The sequence below is a fragment of the Pseudomonas sp. Pso3 genome, assembly GCF_055393275.1.
Map to the genome: position 1 here is coordinate 4057991 of NZ_AP043687.1, position 16417 is coordinate 4074407.

The following is a 16417-nucleotide window of genomic DNA, read 5'->3' on the forward strand; positions in this document are numbered from 1 at the left end:
CATTGCATAAGAAGGCGCGGACGGGGGTTCGTTCAGTGGCAGGCGTGGTTTGGCTGGCCAGGGGAGCACCGCCGGCTCTGGCGCGGCGCCTGCTCGACGGCCTGCGCCGATGGACGGAGGGGCCTGCCCCTGGAGCAGGCCGTCAGCGCGCCTAGAGCGTGGGCTCGGGGCGTCGGGCGGTCCAGTCCACTTGCTGGGGAAAGCGACCGGTCACCTCGGCGCTCAGCGGCCGGGAGACCAGGAAGCCCTGCATGATCTCGCAGCCGTGCTCGATCAGCCAGTCGCGCTGTTCCAGGGTCTCCACCCCTTCGGCGATGACCTCCAGATCCAGGTTGCGACCCAGTTCGAGGATGGTGCTGACGATGGCGGCGTCGCGGGAGGAATCCAGCATGTTGGCGATGAACAGCTGATCGATCTTGAGGGTGTCGAGTTCGAAGTGGCGCAGATAGGCCAGCGACGAATAGCCGGTGCCGAAGTCGTCCACCGCGATGCGCACGCCGAGGGCGCGCAGTTGCGACAGCTGTGCGCGGGTGTAGTCGATGTCGTGCATCAGCGCCGACTCGGTCACCTCGATTTCCAGCTGCTCGGGTCGCAGCCCATGGGTCTCGATGATCTGGCGCAGGCTTTCCGCCAGTTGCGGCATGCCGAACTGCACCGGACTGAGGTTGATGCTCAGCAGCAATTCGTCGCCATAGATTTCCTGCAGGGACTGCAGCTTGGTCGCGCCTTCGCGGAAGATCCAGTCGCCGATGCGGTTGATCAGCCGGGTCTCTTCCAGCAGCGGGATGAAGACGCTCGGCGAGACCTTGCCGGCCACCGTGTGCTCCCAGCGCAGCAGCGCCTCGAAGCCGCGGAGACGGCCGTCGCGCAGATAGACCTGCGGCTGGTAGGCGAGCACGAAGTCCTTGTTGTCGATGGCGTTGCGCACGCTTTCTTCGAGCATCAACCGGGAACGGGCGCGGCCGTTCATGTCCGGCGAGAAGAAGCGGTATTGCTGGCGCCCGCCGCGCTTGGCCTCGTACATGGCGATGTCGGCGGATCTCAGCAGGCCGTCCACGGTATGGCCGCAGTCGGGATAGCTGGCGATGCCGATGCTGGCGCCCAGGCTGACTTCCATGCCGTCGATGCGATGCACCGTGGCCAGCAGCTCCAGCAGCTTCTCGGCCACGCGGGCAGCGTCCTCCGGATGCTCCAGGGAATCGAGCAGCGCGGTGAATTCGTCACCGCCCATGCGCGCCAGGATGTCGTAGGGCCGCATGCAGCTCTTGAGCTGCTCGGCGACGATGCACAGCACCCGATCCCCGGCTTCGTGACCGAGGGAATCGTTGATGCGCTTGAAGCCGTCGAGATCGATGTAGAGCACCGCCATGCGCTTGCCGTTGCGGCCGCTGCGCGCCAGCGCCGCTTCCAGCGTCTGGTTGAAGCCGCGGCGATTGAGCAGACCGGTCAGGGCATCGGTGACGGCCTGGGATTCCAGCTGGTCCTGCAGCTCGCGCATGCGCGACATGTCCAGGGCGATGATGACCATGGCCCGCTGCATGCGCGGCAGCGGCGCGCAGGACAGCGCCACCGGCAGGCTGTCGCCACGATTGGTGCGCAGGCGGGCATCGTGCAGGCGATAGGTCTCGCGGCGGTCGTAGTGCTCCATGAAGGGCGAGGTCTGCCAGTCGTCGAGACCGCTGCCGCCTTCGAGGAAGTCGAGGAAATTGGCGTGCACCAGGTCGCTGACGCTGCATCTCAGCATGCGGGCGATGGCGGCGTTGGCGAAGGTCACCCGACCCTGTTCGTTGACGGTAAGGATGCCTTCGGCGGCATTGTCGAGCAGCGAATCGCTGAAGGACTTGGCCAGTTCCAGCTGCTGGGTGGCCTGCAGCAATTCGCGGCGATTACGCTCGTGATCGAGCAGCGAGCGCACCTTGTGCCTGAGGATATTGGGATCGACCGGCTTGAGCAGATAGTCGACCGCGCCGGTGGCATAGCCCCGCAGGACCGATTCGTAGGAGTGGGCTTCGGCGGAGACGAAGATGATCGGGGTGAAGCGGGTGCGCAGGTTGCTGCGCATGATGCGCGCCACCTCGAAGCCGTCCATGATCGGCATCTGGACGTCGAGCAGCACCAGATCCACGGTTTCGTCCAGCAGGTATTGCAGGGCACGCTCACCCGAAGCGGCCGTGATCACCCGCCAGTTTCCGACCTCCAGTACCGCCTGCATGGCGAGCAGGTTCTCCAGGCGGTCGTCGACCACCAGCAACACCGGACCTTGCTCTGTCTGCGGCAACGGGCACTCCATCAAGCCTCTTCTCCCCGCGGCCTCTGCCGCCGTGCAGCAGCCATGCGCGGCTGGCTACCTCTTCCCGTCGTGACCGTTATGCGACGCGTCGCTCTCAACCCTACTAGGGTAGCAGCCGGACAGGGGTCTGCCGCCTGCCGATTGGCAGGCGGGACCCTTCGCGACGTCTATCAGAGCGCAAAATGAAAAAGCAGTTTCCGCCAGGCTGCACGAAGGCGCGGAAACTGCCGGTCGCCGGCGACGAGCGGTCGCTACTGGGCGGGGGTGCCGGTGGCTCCGGGCAGGGGGCGCAGATTGACTTCGACGCGGCGATTCTGCGCGCGGCCATCGGCGGTGGCGTTGCTGGCGATGGGGGCATCGGGACCGGCGCCCCGGGTGCTCAGGCGCGCCGCGGGTACGCCCTGGGCGGTCAGGTAGCCGGCGACGTTCTGCGCCCGGCGCTGGGACAGCTCGACGTTGTGGGCACGGCTGCCGGTGCTGTCGGTGTAGCCGACGATCTCGATGCTGTTCTGATCGAATTGCTTGAAGGAATTGGCCAGGTCGTTCAGCGGCTTGTAGAAGCTGTTGGCGATATCGGCGGAATCGGTGGCGAAGGTGATGTTGCCGGGCATGATCAGCTTGATGTCGTCGCCCTGGCGCTGCACCTCGACGCCGGTGTTTTCCATCTGCCGGCGCAACTCGGCTTCCTGGCGATCGGCGTAATAGCCGTAACCGGCGGCGGCCGCACCCACGGCGGCGGCGCCGATCAGCGCACCCTTGCCGCGGTGGTTGTGATCGATGGCGGCACCGGCGACGGCACCGGCCAGGGCACCCAGGCCACCGTACTTGGCGGTCTTGGAGGTACCACCGCTGGCCTGACCCTGGTTTTCGTAGGGATTGGGGGATGCGCATCCGGCCAGGGTGGCCAGGGCCAGGCTGGCGAGAAGGATACGGGTGGGCAGCGCCATGTCTTTGCTCCTTGGAAATCCATTGCGGCGAATGGGGCCGCACCCGGCAATTCTAGCCGCGTGATCTGAATCGCAACTGAACGAAGCGGCGCTCGCGGACACTTATCGCGATAGTGACCCTCTAAGTCCGCGATAGGCAGAATCGAAGATGGATAGCTTGCATATCGATTTTTCGCGATCTAAGGTTCGTTACAACCCAATATGACGATGCGACCGTGATGGACGAGATCCTCAAAGCCCTGGCCAATCCCCTGCGCCGCCAGATCCTCGGCTGGCTGCGCGATCCCCGGCAGTATTTCCCGCACCAGGAACACGACCTGGGTACGGGTGTCTGTGCCGGACAGATCGAAGCCCGTGCCGGACTCTCGCAGTCCACGGTCTCGGCGCACCTGGCGGTGTTGACCCGGGCTGGCCTGGTCACCACGCGGCGCATTGGCCAATGGGTGTTCTACCAACGCGACGAGGCCGCCATCCAGGCCTTTCTGCAACGTCTCGCCCGCGAACTCTAGTCTGCAAGGAATCCTGATGCCCGCTTCTCTCATCGTGCTGGCGCTGAGCGCTTTCGCCATCGGCACCACCGAATTCGTCATCATGGGGCTGCTGCCCAATGTCGCCGCCGATCTCGGCGTGTCCATTCCCAGCGCCGGCTGGCTGGTCACTGGCTATGCCCTGGGCGTGGCCGTCGGCGCGCCCTTCATGGCACTGGCCACCGCCCACTGGCCGCGCAAGCGCGCCCTGCTCGCCCTGATGGGCATCTTCATCGTCGGCAATCTGCTCTGCGCCGTGGCCAGCGGCTACAACATGCTGATGCTGGCGCGGGTGGTCACCGCCCTCTGCCATGGCGCCTTCTTCGGTATCGGCGCGGTCGTCGCCGCGAGCCTGGTCCCGGAGAATCGCCGCGCCTCAGCGGTGGCCCTGATGTTCACCGGCCTGACCCTGGCCAATGTGCTGGGCGTGCCCCTGGGTACCGCCCTCGGCCAGGCCGCCGGCTGGCGCTCGACCTTCTGGGCGGTGGTGGCGATCGGCGTGGTCGCCCTGATCGGTCTCTGGCGGGTGCTGCCGGCCGACCGCAACCAGCCGCGCGCCGACCTGCGCCGGGAATTGCTCGCCTTGCGCGGCCTGGGCTTCTGGCTGGCACTGTCGATGACGGTGTTCTTCGCCGCCTCCATGTTCGCCCTCTTCACCTATGTGGCGCCGCTGCTGCAGGAGGTCACCGGCGTCTCGCCGCGTGGCGTCACCGGTACCCTGCTGCTGATCGGTCTGGGCCTGACCCTGGGCAACTTCATCGGCGGTCGACTGGCCGACTGGCGCCTGGCCACCAGCCTGGTGGGCATCTTCGTCGCCCTGGCCCTGACCTCCGCCGCCCTGCGCTGGACCGGCCATGCTTTCCTGCCCGCCGAGATCACCCTCTTCCTCTGGGCCGCGGCCGCCTTCGCCGCCGTGCCGGCCCTGCAGATCAACGTGGTCACCTTCGGCAAGGACGCGCCGAATCTGGTCTCGACCCTCAACATCGGCGCCTTCAACGTGGGCAATGCCCTCGGCGCCTGGGTCGGCGGCCTGGTGATCGACCACGGCCTGGGTCTTACCGCGGTACCCCTCGCCGCCAGCGGGCTCGCCCTGCTGGCCCTTATCGCCACCCTGCTGACCGCCAACCAGGCCCGCAAGAGCGGCCTGGCGACCGCCAGCTAATCAAGAGAGCTAGCCATGACTCAGCTGTTCGACCCGATCAAGATCGGCGCCCTGGAACTGCCCAACCGCGTCATCATGGCGCCCCTCACCCGCTGCCGCGCCGAACCGGGACGGGTCCCGGGCGACCTGATGGTCGAGTACTACGTGCAACGCGCATCCGCCGGCCTGATCATCACCGAGGCCACCTCGGTGGACCCCATGGGCGTGGGCTATCCCGACACCCCCGGCATCTGGTCCGACGAGCAGGTGGCCGGCTGGCAGCGCGTGACCACCGCCGTGCACAAGGCCGGTGGCCGCATCGTGCTGCAACTCTGGCACGTGGGCCGCATCTCCGATCCCAGCTATCTCGACGGCGAACTGCCGGTGGCGCCGAGCGCCATCGCCGCCCAGGGGCACGTCAGCCTGCTGCGCCCCAAGCGTGACTATGTCACCCCGCGGGCGCTGGAAACCGCCGAGATCCCCGGCATCGTCGCCGCCTATCGCCATGGCGCCGAGAACGCCAAGCGCGCCGGCTTCGACGGCGTCGAGGTCCATGGGGCCAATGGCTATCTGCTCGACCAGTTCCTGCAGAGCGACACCAACCAGCGCACCGACAACTACGGCGGCTCCATCGAGAATCGCGCTCGGCTGCTGCTGGAAGTGACCGATGCCTGCATCGACGTCTGGGGCGCCGATCGCGTCGGCGTGCACCTGTCCACCCGTGGCGACATGCACACCATGGGCGACAACGACCCCGCCGCCACCTTTGGCCATGTCGCCCGGGAGCTGGGGCAGCGCCAGGTCGCCTTCATCTGCATCCGCGAAGCGGCCGGCAGCGACAGCCTTGGCCCGGACCTCAAGGCGGCCTTCGGTGGCGTCTACATCGCCAACGAGAAATTCGACAAGGCCAAGGCCAATGCCTGGCTGGACGAAGGCAAGGCCGATGCCGTGGCCTTTGGCGTGCCTTTCATCGCCAACCCGGACCTGCCGCAACGCCTGGAACAGGACGCCGCGCTGAACGAGCCGCACCCGGACACCTTCTACAGCAAGGGCCCGGTGGGCTACATCGACTATCCGCGGCTGTAGGTTTTTCCGTGGATAAAAAAAGCCCGCCTGTTGGCGGGCTTTTTTTGTGCCGATATCGCGGCCATGGCGGTCCGCCGATGCGGCCGCTCCTACAGGTGTTCGGTGCCCCTGTAGGAGCGGCCGCTACGGCGCACCGGCCTGGCCGCGATTGGATTACACCATTTGTCTCAAACGCCCCCAGGCCAGAACGCCCGGATCGCCGCCACGCCCTGGGCGCCGGCCTGCCAGGCGCTGGTGAGGTCATCCTCGCCCAGCCCGCCGAGCAGATAGGCCGGCAGATTGCAGTCGGCCAGCAGCTGCTGGGCCTTGACCCAGCCCAGGGTCGGGGCGCCGGGATGGCTCGTGGTGGGCATCACCGGCGACAGGGTGACGAAGTCCACGCCCATCTGCTGGGCCAGGGCCAGTTCCTCGGCGTCATGGCAGGAAGCCGCCAGCAGACGGTGCTCTGGAAAAGGCCGGCCATTGGGCGCATAGCGGCGCAACTGCTCGGCGGTCAGGTGCCAGCCCGCCGCGGGAAAATCCCCCAGCCACTCCAGCGGCCCCTTGAGCATCAACTGGGCGCGGCCGGTGCAGAGGCCCTGGACATCGCCGGCCAGGTCGCGGTACTGGGGATCGAAGTTGTCCGGCGTGCGCAGCTGGACCAGGCGGATGCCGCTGTCCAGCGCCCGGTGCAGGCCATTGAGCAATTCCGCGGTGGTCAGCTCGCCGGGGGTGATGAGGTAGCGCTCGGGCAGCCGCGCCGCCTGGACGATGGGCCGGTTGGCCGCCGGGAAGTCGTAGTCGGCCAGTTCGCGAGGCGCGACCCAGGCCAAGGGCTGGCCTTCGGCGCCATGGGCGTCACCGGTGAAGGCGTCCACCTGCCAGACATCCAGCAGTACCGCCTGGTCGGGATAGTCGTGGCGCACCTGCAACAGCGGCCGCGCCCTTGTCACCTGGATGCCCAGTTCCTCGGCCAGTTCGCGGGCGAGGGCCGCGGCCGGGGCCTCACCGGCCTCGACCTTGCCTCCGGGGAATTCCCAGAGACCGCCCTGGTGCTTGTGCGCCGGGCGCTGGGCGATGAGGATCCGGCCCTGGGGGTCGCGGATCACCGCGGCGACGACATGCAGACGAGTCATGCGCTCTGCTCCTCGGTTTCAGCCTCCGCCAGCCAGCGCTGGAAGGCCGGCCAGGCGTAGATGGTTTCGACATAGGCGGCCGCCTCGGCCGACAGCTCCACCCCGTAGCTGCGGAAGCGACTGGCGACCGGAGCATAGAAGGCATCGGCAATGGTCGGCGTACCGAACAGATAGGGACCCTGCTGGCCATAGCGTTCGCGGCATTCGCGCCACAGGCGCTGGATGCGCTGGATGTCTTCCACCGCCTCGGCGGTGGTCGACTTCAACCGCTGGCGGCGACGCAGATCCATGGGCAGCTCGCGGCGCAAGGCCAGGAAGCCGCTGTGCATCTCGGCGCACAGCGCCCGGGCATGGGCGCGGGCCAGCGTCTCGGCGGGCCACAGCCCGGCGTCGGGATAGGCCTCGGCGAGGTATTCGACGATGGCCAGGGAATCCCAGATGGTGCCCTCGGCCAGCTTGAGCACCGGCACCTTGCCGGTGGGCGACTGGGCCTTGAGCAAGGCGCGGCTGTTGGGCGCATAGAGCGGGATCGACACCTCTTCAAAGGCGGCGCCGCTGAGCTCCATGGCCAGCCAGGCCCGCAACGACCAGGAGGAGAAATTCTTGTTGCCGATCACGAGTTGCAGCTGGGACATGCGGGGATTCCTCGAAACGATGCGGCCCGCGAGGACCGCCGCAGGCGCCCGCCGGAGCGGACGCCAAGGCGTCGGGTAGCCGTCAGGTACGGTACTCGGCGTTGATCTTCACATAGTCGTGGGAGAGGTCGGTGGTCCAGATGGTCTCGCTGTGGCTGCCGCGACCCAGCTCGATGCGGATCTCGATCTCGGCCTGGGCCATGACCCGCGCGCCCTGCTCTTCCGTATAGGTGGCCGCGCGACCGCCCTGCTGGCAGATCTGCACGCCACCCAGGAAGACGTCGATCAGGCTGACGTCCAGCTGGGGCACGCCGGCCCGGCCGACGGCGGCGAGGATGCGCCCCCAGTTGGGATCGGAGGCGAACAGCGCGGTCTTGATCAGCGGCGAATGGGCCACGGCGTAGCCGACGTCCAGGCATTCCTGGGCATTGCCACCGCCATTGACCTGCACGGTGACGAACTTGGTGGCACCCTCGCCGTCACGCACGATGGCCTGGGCCAGTTCGGCGAATACCGCGAACACCGCCTCGCGCAGCTGCTCGAAGGCCGCGCCGTTGGGCTGGGTGATCTCCGCCATGGCCGCCTGACCGGTGGCCACCAGCATGCAGCAGTCGTTGGTGGAGGTGTCGCCGTCGATGGTGATGCGGTTGAAGGAGCGGTTGGCGGCGTCGGCCAGCAGATCCTGCAGCAGGCCCCGGGCGACCTTGGCGTCGGTGGCCACATAGCCGAGCATGGTCGCCATGTTCGGCTTGATCATGCCGGCGCCCTTGCTGATGCCGGTCACGGTGACGGTGGTGCCGTCCACCTGGAACTGGCGGCTGGCGCCCTTGGGCAGGGTATCGGTGGTCATGATACCGGTGGCGGCGGCGGCCCAGTTGTCCTCGGCCAGATCGGCCAGGGCGGCCGGCAGCGCGGCTTCGATCTTTTCCACCGGCAGCGGTTCGCCGATCACGCCGGTGGAGAACGGCAGTACCGCCTCTTCGCCGACGCTGGCCAGCGTCGCCAGGGTCTTGGTGGTGCGCTCGGCCGCGGCCAGGCCGGGCTGTCCGGTGCCGGCGTTGGCATTGCCGGTGTTGGTCAACAGGTAACGCACGGGGCCGGCGAAGCGCTGACGGGCAATGATCACCGGGGCCGCGCAGAAGGCGTTCAGGGTAAAGACCCCGGCCACGCTGGAGCCTTCGGCACAGCGCATCACCACCACATCCTTGCGCCCGGGGCGCTTGATGCCGGCGGAGGCGATACCGAGTTCGAAACCGGGAACCGGGTGCAGCGTGGAGAGCGGACCGAGACCGACAGCCATGGGAAAACTCCAGTGAAAGAAAAGGAAACGCCGCGAGCGGAAAACCGGTCGCGGCGTGGAAAGCAGCCTTCCAGCGCCCGCCTCGCCCAGCCGGGGCAAGGGGCGCAAACAGCCTAGCGAGTGGAGTTTACAACCTGTCGGCGGCTATGCCGACAGGTTGCCGTCGCCTCGACTGCCTGGGCAGGCCTTCAATCGAGCTTGCCGTGGCACTGCTTGTACTTCTTGCCGGAACCACAGGGGCACGGCTCGTTGCGACCGATCTTCTGGTCATTGCGCTGGGGCTGCAAGGGCACCACGGTGTCTTCGCCCTGCTCGTCCTCGAGCACCTCGGGGTCGACCAGCGAAGGCGCCTCGGCATGCTGGAACTGCATGCGCTCGGCCATGGCCTCGGCCTCGCGGCGCATGCGCTCCTCTTCCTCGGCCGGATCTTCGCGACGCACCTGGACGTGGGACAGGACGCGGATGGTGTCGCGCTTGATGCTGTCCAGCAGCTCCTGGAACAGGGTGAAGGACTCGCGCTTGTATTCCTGCTTGGGGTTCTTCTGGGCGTAGCCGCGCAGATGGATACCGTGGCGCAGGTGGTCCATGGTGGTGAGGTGGTCCTTCCAGAGGTCGTCGACCACCCGCAGCAGCATCTGCTTCTCGAAGTTGCGCAGGGCCTCGCGACCGGCGAGGTCTTCCTTTTCCATGTAGGCGGCTTCGAGCTGCTCAAGGATCTTCACCCGCAGGGTGTCCTCGTACAGCTTGTCGTCTTCGTCCAGCCACTGGCCGATGGGCAGTTGCAGGCCGAAGACGCTGTACAGCTCGGCTTCCAGGCCGGGGATGTCCCACTGCTCGGGCAGCGATTGCGGGGGGATGTGTTCGTTGATCACCTGGGTCAGAGTTTCCTCGCGGAAGCCCTTGATGGTGTCGCCGACGTCTTCGTTGGCCAGCAGGGTATCGCGCATGTGATAGATCACCTTGCGCTGCTCGTTGGCCACGTCATCGTATTCCAGCAACTGCTTGCGGATGTCGAAGTTGCGGCCTTCGACCTTGCGCTGCGCCTTTTCGATGGCGTTGGTGACCATGCGGTGCTCGATGGCCTCGCCGCCCTGCATGCCCAGGGCCTTCATGAAGTTCTTCACCCGGTCGGAGGCGAAGATGCGCATCAGGCTGTCTTCCAGCGACAGGTAGAAGCGGCTGGAACCCGGGTCGCCCTGGCGACCGGCACGGCCGCGCAGCTGGTTGTCGATCCGGCGGGATTCGTGGCGTTCGGAGGCGATCACGTGCAGGCCGCCGGCGTCGATGACCTGCTTGTGGCGCGCCTGCCAGGCGGCCTTGATCGCGGCGATCTGCTCCTCGGAAGGATTCTCCAGGGCCGCGACTTCCACTTCCCAGTTGCCGCCGAGCAGGATGTCGGTACCGCGACCGGCCATGTTGGTGGCGATGGTCACGGCGCCCGGACGCCCGGCCTGGGCGATGATCTCGGCTTCGCGTTCGTGGTACTTGGCGTTGAGCACCTTGTGCTCGATGCCGGCCTGGGTCAGCAGCTGGTCGACGTACTCGGAGCTCTCGATGGAGGCGGTACCCACCAGCACCGGGCGGCCTTCGGCCTGGCACTGCTTCACGTCCTCGATGATGGCCTGGTACTTCTCGGCCTGGGTCAGGTAGACCAGGTCGTTGAAGTCCTTACGGGCGATCTCGCGGTGGGTCGGGATGACCAGCACGTCGAGGTTGTAGATCTGGCGGAATTCGAAGGCCTCGGTGTCGGCGGTGCCGGTCATGCCACCGAGCTTGTTGTAGAGGCGGAAGTAGTTCTGGAAGGTGGTCGAGGCCAGGGTCTGGCTCTCGGGCTGGATCGGCAGTCCTTCCTTGGCCTCGATGGCCTGGTGCAGACCTTCGGAAAGGCGGCGACCCGGCATGGTCCGGCCGGTGTGCTCGTCGATCAGCAGCACCTGGTCCTGCTGGACGATGTACTCGACGTTGCGATGGAACAGGGTGTGGGCGCGCAGACCGGCGAACACGTGGGTCAGCAGGCCCAGGTTGTGCGCCGAGTAGAGGCTCTCGCCCTCGGCCAGCAGCCCGGCCTCGGTGAGCATCTCCTCGATGTACTGGTGACCCAGCTCGGTGATCTCCACCTGGCGGGTCTTTTCATCGATGGTGTAGTGGCCGACCTGGGTCGGATTGCCTTCCTCTTCCTCGATGTGCTGCTGCAGACGCGGGATCAGCTGGTTGATCTTCTGATAGAGCTCGGAGCTGTCTTCGGCCTGGCCGGAGATGATCAGCGGGGTCCGGGCTTCGTCGATGAGGATGGAGTCCACCTCGTCGACCACCGCGAAGTTCAGCTCGCGCTGGTACTTCTCGGCCATGCTGAAGGCCATGTTGTCGCGCAGGTAGTCGAAGCCGAATTCGTTGTTGGTGCCGTAGGTGATGTCCGAGGCGTAGGCGGCGCGTTTCTCTTCCGGCGGCTGGAACGGCAGGATGATGCCCACCGACAGGCCGAGGAATTCGTACAGCGGCCGCATCCAGTTGGCGTCGCGGCGGGCCAGGTAGTCGTTCACCGTGACCACGTGGACGCCCTTGCCGGACAGCGCATTGAGGTAGACCGGCAGGGTACCCACCAGGGTCTTGCCCTCACCGGTGCGCATCTCGGCGATCTTGCCTTCGTGCAGCGCCGCGCCACCGATCAGCTGGACGTCGAAGTGGCGCATGCCCATGACGCGCTTGCCGGCCTCGCGGACCACGGCGAAGGCTTCCGGCATCAGGGCATCGAGGGACTCGCCCTTGGCCACGCGCTGCTTGAATTCCTCGGTCTTGGCGCGCAGTTGCTCGTCGCTCAAGGAGGCAATCTGGGATTCCAACGCATTGGTGGCCACCACGACCTTGCCTAGGCGTTTGACATCTCGTTCGTTCTTGCTTCCAAAGAATTTCTTCAACAAAGGCGCAAACATATCGACTGGAATTCTTCCGCTGGAATGAGGGGAGCGAAACGGGCGGCAAGGCCTCTGCAGAGCCTGGCCAGACGCCTGGGCGCGGGGGTTGAGACCCGCGGTGTCCCGCGATGGTAATCGGGCATTCTACTCGGAAATGCCGATGAGGAAAGAACGACGGGCCCCCAGCCGCCAGGACGCCAGAGCGATCTGTTACCATCGGCGTCTTCTCTTCGCCCATCGCGAGTCCTGCGCATGGCCTTTCGCCCTCTCTCCGCCGTCGCTCCCGCTGCTCTGCTGCGCCAGGCCAAACCGCTCAAGTCGCTGTTTCGCGAAGCCGAGCGACTGGGGCGCCTGCAACAGTTGCTGGAAGAACAGCTGCAACCGGCTGCCCGCCCCCACTGCCGGGTGGCCAGCTGGCGCGAGGGCACTCTGCTGCTGGTGGTCAACGATGCCCACTGGGCGACGCGGCTGCGCTATCAGCAGCGCCGCCTGCTCAGACTGCTGCAGCAGGCGCCGGAATTCGCCGGCCTGATGCGCCTGCAATTCAAGATGCAGCCGAGTCCCGGCGTCGCCACCCGGGTCCGACCGGTGCGCCAGGTCAGTCAGGTGGGCGCCGACAGCCTGCGCGACGTGGCCGCCGGCATCCGCGACCCCAAGCTCAAGGCGGCCCTGGAACGCCTGGCCAGCCGCGCCGCGCCCAAGGCGCCTGCCGCGGACGGCGACGCCTAGGGCCAGCCCACCAACAGCCGCCCGGCGATGCCGGCCAGACTGCCCATGACGACCAGGGCGATGCGCCGCGCCCAGCGGCGCGCGCGCGTCTCCCGGTGCGGCAACAGGTGATCGATCAGCAAGGCGCCCAGCAGGATCAGGCCACCGGTAGCCAGGGCTTGCCATAGCAAGAGCATGCAGAGCGTCCTCGGTGAGGGATATTTCGTTCGGTGGCGCTACGCCTCGTCCGGCGTCATTGACCGGGTTGCCGCCACCCCATTGGCGCCGACACCGCGCTCAGGCATGGCCGGACGCCCGGATCGCTGAAGCCCGTATCGAAGGCGCCCTGGGATTCTGCGCCCCGCGGCGCTATCCGTCCTGATTTTGTTGCTAACGATCCAGCCCGCCTCAGGTGCGTGCCACCGCCCGCTCGAAGGCGGCGCGGATGCGCTCTTCCGGCAGGTCCATGCCGATCAGCACCACGCGGCTTTCGCGTTCCTCGTCGGCCAGCCAGTCACGCTCCCAGTCGGCGGCATAGATCTGCTGCACGCCCTGGAACAGCAGGCGGCGCTCCTCGCCGGCGATATTGAGCAGCCCCTTGTAGCGCAGCAGGTCGCAGCCAAGGGTGTCGAGCAGCATCTCCATGACCTTGCCGATCTTGTCCTGATCGTAGGGGCGCGACTCGCGGATGGCGATGGACTGGATGCGCTCGGTGAGGCTGACGGCTTCCGAAACCGGGCGCAGCGGGCGAAACAGCGTGGGCGGCGCCAGGTCTTCGTCGTGCAGGTTGAACCCCCGGATGTCCAGCAATTCGGCCAGCTCGATGCGGCCATGATCGACATGGCGGATGGGCGCACGGCGATTGATGCGCTGCAGGCGATTCTCCAGCGCCTCGACGGCGGCCGGCTCGGCCAGGTCGAGCTTGGTCAGCAGCAGGCGATCGGCGAAACCGATCTGCGCCTGCAGCAGCGGATCGCTCAGTTGCTCGCTGGCGTGGACGGCGTCCACCAGGGTCAGTACCCCGTCGAGCAGATAGCGCTCGCGCAGCAGGTCGTCGGTAAAGAAGGTCTGGGCCACCGGACCGGGATCGGCGAGACCGGTGCATTCCACTACCAGGCGCTCGAAATCCAGTTCGCCGCTGTCCAGCCGCTCCAGCAGCACGGTCAGGGCATAGGCCAGGTCCTTGCTGCCGGTGCAGCAGACGCAGCCGTTGGCGACCTTCATCAGTTGTACGGCGCCAGCGTCTTCCAGCAATTCGCCGTCGACGTCGAGGGCGCTGAATTCGTTTTCGATCACGGCGATCCTGAGGCCGTGCTCGGCCTGCAGGATGTGCTTGAGCAAGGTGGTCTTGCCGGCGCCGAGAAAGCCGGTCAGGACGGTGACGGGGATGGGTTCGTGCATGGCAACTCCAGACAGAAAGAGGCCGGGCTCGAGGCCCGGCCTGGAGGAGACCCTGGGTCAGCAGCAGCGTATGGCGCCGGACTTGCCGCCACCGTAACGCGCTTCCTGGCGCTCGCGGAAGAAGGCTTCGTAGCTCATCACCGGCTGGTCCGGGTGCTTGCCGCGCATGTGCTCGACATAGGTGTCGTAGTCGGGCATGCCCACCAGCATCTTGGCGGCCTGCCCCAGGTACTTACCCATGCGACCCAGGTCATTGAACATAGGGATTCTCCTTTAAACGCCCGCGGCCGGCTGGAACGGGGTCTCGCGATCGCTGCGCTCGGGCTTGGCCAGGGCGGCGCGACCGACCTTGATGGAAAAGAACAGGATGCTCATCACCACCACCAGGAACAGCACCGAGAGGGTGGCGTTGGTGTAGGCGTTGAAGACGATGTGCTGCATCTGCTCCATGCTCTTGGCCGGGGCGATCACCTGGCCCTGGGCCATGGCGGTGCTGTACTTCTTGGCCAGGGCCAGGAAGCCGACCGCCGGATTGGAATCGAACAGCTTGATCAGGCTGGCGGTGGTGGTGCAGATCAGCAGCCACACCGCCGGCACCAGGGTCACCCAGACATAGCGCTGGCGCTTCATCTTGATCAGCACCACCGAGCCCAGCATCAGGGCGATACCGGCGAGCATCTGGTTGGAGATGCCGAACAACGGCCAGAGGGTGTTGATGCCGCCCAGCGGATCGACCACGCCCTGGTACAGCAGCCAGCCCCAGAGGGCGACGCAACCGGCGGTGCCGATGACGTTGGCGGTCCAGGAGTCGGTGCGCTTCAGCGCCGGTACGAAGCTGCCCAGCAGGTCCTGCAGCATGAAGCGTCCGGCGCGGGTGCCGGCGTCCACCGCAGTCAGGATGAACAGCGCCTCGAACAGGATGGCGAAGTGGTACCAGAAGGCCATGGTGTTCTCGCCCGGCAGCACGTTGTGCATGATCTGGGCGATGCCCACCGCCAGGGTCGGCGCACCACCGGCACGGGCCAGGATGGTGTGCTCGCCGATCTCGGCGGCGGTGGCCTGCAGCATCTCGGGCGTCACCACGAAGCCCCAGGTGCTGATCTTGGCGGCCACCGACACCACGTCGGCGCCGACCACGGCGGCCGGGCTGTTCATGGCGAAGTAGACGCCCGGCTCGATCACCGAGGCGGCGACCATGGCCATGATGGCGACAAAGGACTCCATCAGCATGGCGCCGTAGCCGATGTAGCGGGCATGGGTTTCCTTGGCGATCAGCTTGGGGGTGGTGCCCGAGCTGATCAGGGCATGGAAGCCGGACACCGCCCCGCAGGCGATGGTGATGAACAGGAAGGGGAACAGGGTGCCCTTCCAGACCGGACCGGTGCCGTCGACGAACTGGGTCAGGGCCGGCATCTTCAGCATCGGCATGGTCACCAGGATGCCGATGGCCAGGGCGATGATGGTGCCGATCTTGAGGAAGGTGGACAGGTAGTCACGCGGGGCTAGCACCAGCCAGACCGGCAGCACGGCGGCGACGAAGCCGTAGCCGATCAGCATCCAGGTGATCTGCACGCCGGTGAAGGTGAAGGCCGGGCCCCAGACCGGATCGGCGGCGACCAGGCCACCCACCCAGATGGAGGCCAGCAGCAGCACCACGCCGATCAGCGAGATCTCGCCGATGCGCCCGGGGCGGATGTATCTCATGTAGACGCCCATGAACATGGCGATCGGCAGGGTGGCGATCACGGTGAACATGCCCCAGGGACTCTCGGCCAGGGCCTTGACCACGATCAGCGCCAGCACCGCGAGGATGATGATCATGATCAGGAAGCAGCCGAACAGGGCGATGGTGCCAGGGATGCGCCCCATCTCCTCGCGCACCATGTCGCCCAGGGAGCGGCCGTTGCGGCGGGTGGAGAGGAACAGGATCATGAAGTCCTGCACCGCGCCGGCAAAGACCACCCCGGCGATCAGCCAGAGGGTGCCGGGCAGATAGCCCATCTGGGCGGCGAGCACCGGGCCCACCAGCGGACCGGCGCCGGCGATGGCGGCGAAGTGGTGGCCGAAGAGGATGTGCTTGTTGGTGGGGACGTAGTCCAGGCCGTCGTTGTTGAGCACGGCGGGCGTGGCTCTTTTGGCGTCCAGGCCCATCACCCTGGTGGCGATGAACAGGCTGTAGTAGCGGTAGGCAACGAGGTAGATCGCCACGGCGGCGACCACGATCCAGAGGGCGTTGATCGCTTCGCCTCGACTCAGCGCCACGGTACCCAGCGCGAAGGCGCCCAGTACGGCAACGGCGAACCAGGCAAGATGGCTGGCCATTCGGGTCATGCTTGTTCTCCTGCCGCGCACCGG

At 66.7% G+C, this 16417-nt stretch carries 14 protein-coding genes; 4 read left to right on the plus strand and 10 right to left on the minus strand.

Annotated elements, in window-relative coordinates; all coding sequences use genetic code 11:
• Positions 1-151 precede the first annotated feature (151 nt).
• Together ACZ5R1_RS19085 and ACZ5R1_RS19090 are read right to left on the minus strand one after the other, a co-directional pair.
• Entirely contained in the window at positions 152-2290 is a 2139-nt protein-coding gene (locus ACZ5R1_RS19085) for a putative bifunctional diguanylate cyclase/phosphodiesterase (protein ID WP_169853363.1), read from the minus strand.
• Between the two features lie 251 nt (positions 2291-2541).
• Positions 2542-3237 (minus strand): YiaD family glycine zipper/OmpA-like lipoprotein, encoded by a 696-nt coding sequence (locus tag ACZ5R1_RS19090; RefSeq protein WP_007161866.1) that lies wholly within the window; start codon positions 3235-3237, stop codon positions 2542-2544.
• Between the two features lie 218 nt (positions 3238-3455).
• On the opposite strand from ACZ5R1_RS19090, the gene ACZ5R1_RS19095 reads away from it, so the two are divergent.
• Genes ACZ5R1_RS19095 through ACZ5R1_RS19105 form a run of 3 tightly spaced genes read left to right on the plus strand, consistent with a single transcriptional unit; the run spans position 3456 to position 5991 of the window.
• Positions 3456-3746, plus strand: coding sequence for an ArsR/SmtB family transcription factor (locus ACZ5R1_RS19095; protein WP_007161865.1), 291 nt, complete (start codon positions 3456-3458; stop codon positions 3744-3746).
• A 16-nt stretch (positions 3747-3762) separates the two neighbouring features.
• Positions 3763-4926 (plus strand): MFS transporter, encoded by a 1164-nt coding sequence (locus tag ACZ5R1_RS19100; RefSeq protein ID WP_115946710.1) that lies wholly within the window; start codon positions 3763-3765, stop codon positions 4924-4926.
• 15 nt (positions 4927-4941) lie between these two features.
• On the plus strand, positions 4942-5991 hold the full coding sequence (locus tag ACZ5R1_RS19105) for an alkene reductase (RefSeq protein ID WP_007161863.1): 1050 nt from the start codon (positions 4942-4944) through the stop codon (positions 5989-5991).
• A gap of 167 nt (positions 5992-6158) precedes the next feature.
• Here ACZ5R1_RS19105 and ACZ5R1_RS19110 read toward each other — a convergent pair whose 3' ends face one another.
• The 4 genes from ACZ5R1_RS19110 to secA form a co-directional block, all read right to left on the minus strand.
• A complete protein-coding gene (locus tag ACZ5R1_RS19110) occupies positions 6159-7106 on the minus strand; it encodes a Nudix family hydrolase (RefSeq protein ID WP_007162675.1) in 948 nt (315 codons plus the stop codon).
• On the minus strand, positions 7103-7741 hold the full coding sequence (locus ACZ5R1_RS19115; RefSeq protein WP_027598473.1) for a glutathione S-transferase family protein: 639 nt from the start codon (positions 7739-7741) through the stop codon (positions 7103-7105). Before ACZ5R1_RS19115 ends, ACZ5R1_RS19110 begins: the two co-directional genes overlap by 4 nt.
• A gap of 82 nt (positions 7742-7823) precedes the next feature.
• A complete protein-coding gene (gene argJ / locus ACZ5R1_RS19120; protein WP_027598472.1) occupies positions 7824-9041 on the minus strand; it encodes a bifunctional glutamate N-acetyltransferase/amino-acid acetyltransferase ArgJ in 1218 nt (405 codons plus the stop codon).
• A 188-nt stretch (positions 9042-9229) separates the two neighbouring features.
• Positions 9230-11971 (minus strand): preprotein translocase subunit SecA, encoded by a 2742-nt coding sequence (gene secA, locus ACZ5R1_RS19125; RefSeq protein ID WP_027598471.1) that lies wholly within the window; start codon positions 11969-11971, stop codon positions 9230-9232.
• A 234-nt stretch (positions 11972-12205) separates the two neighbouring features.
• On the opposite strand from secA, the gene ACZ5R1_RS19130 reads away from it, so the two are divergent.
• Positions 12206-12682, plus strand: coding sequence for a DciA family protein (locus tag ACZ5R1_RS19130; protein WP_027602978.1), 477 nt, complete (start codon positions 12206-12208; stop codon positions 12680-12682).
• On the opposite strand, the gene ACZ5R1_RS19135 is transcribed toward ACZ5R1_RS19130, so the two are convergent.
• The 4 genes from ACZ5R1_RS19135 to ACZ5R1_RS19150 all read right to left on the minus strand — a co-directional run bounded on the left by ACZ5R1_RS19135 (position 12679) and on the right by ACZ5R1_RS19150 (position 16393).
• Positions 12679-12858 carry a hypothetical protein gene (locus ACZ5R1_RS19135; protein WP_042136758.1) on the minus strand — a complete coding sequence of 60 codons (180 nt, stop codon included), beginning with the start codon at positions 12856-12858 and terminating at the stop codon, positions 12679-12681. The two genes, ACZ5R1_RS19130 and ACZ5R1_RS19135, sit on opposite strands and share 4 nt — an antisense overlap.
• Before the next feature lie 211 nt (positions 12859-13069).
• Positions 13070-14062: a GTPase gene (yjiA, locus tag ACZ5R1_RS19140; RefSeq protein ID WP_027602976.1), complete on the minus strand. Its 993-nt coding sequence runs from the start codon at positions 14060-14062 to the stop codon at positions 13070-13072.
• Positions 14063-14119: 57 nt separating this feature from the next.
• Positions 14120-14323, minus strand: a complete 204-nt coding sequence (locus ACZ5R1_RS19145) for a YbdD/YjiX family protein (RefSeq protein WP_007162682.1) — start codon at positions 14321-14323, stop codon at positions 14120-14122.
• A gap of 12 nt (positions 14324-14335) precedes the next feature.
• Positions 14336-16393, minus strand: a complete 2058-nt coding sequence (locus ACZ5R1_RS19150; RefSeq protein ID WP_115946709.1) for a carbon starvation CstA family protein — start codon at positions 16391-16393, stop codon at positions 14336-14338.
• Between the last annotated feature and the right edge of the window lie 24 nt (positions 16394-16417).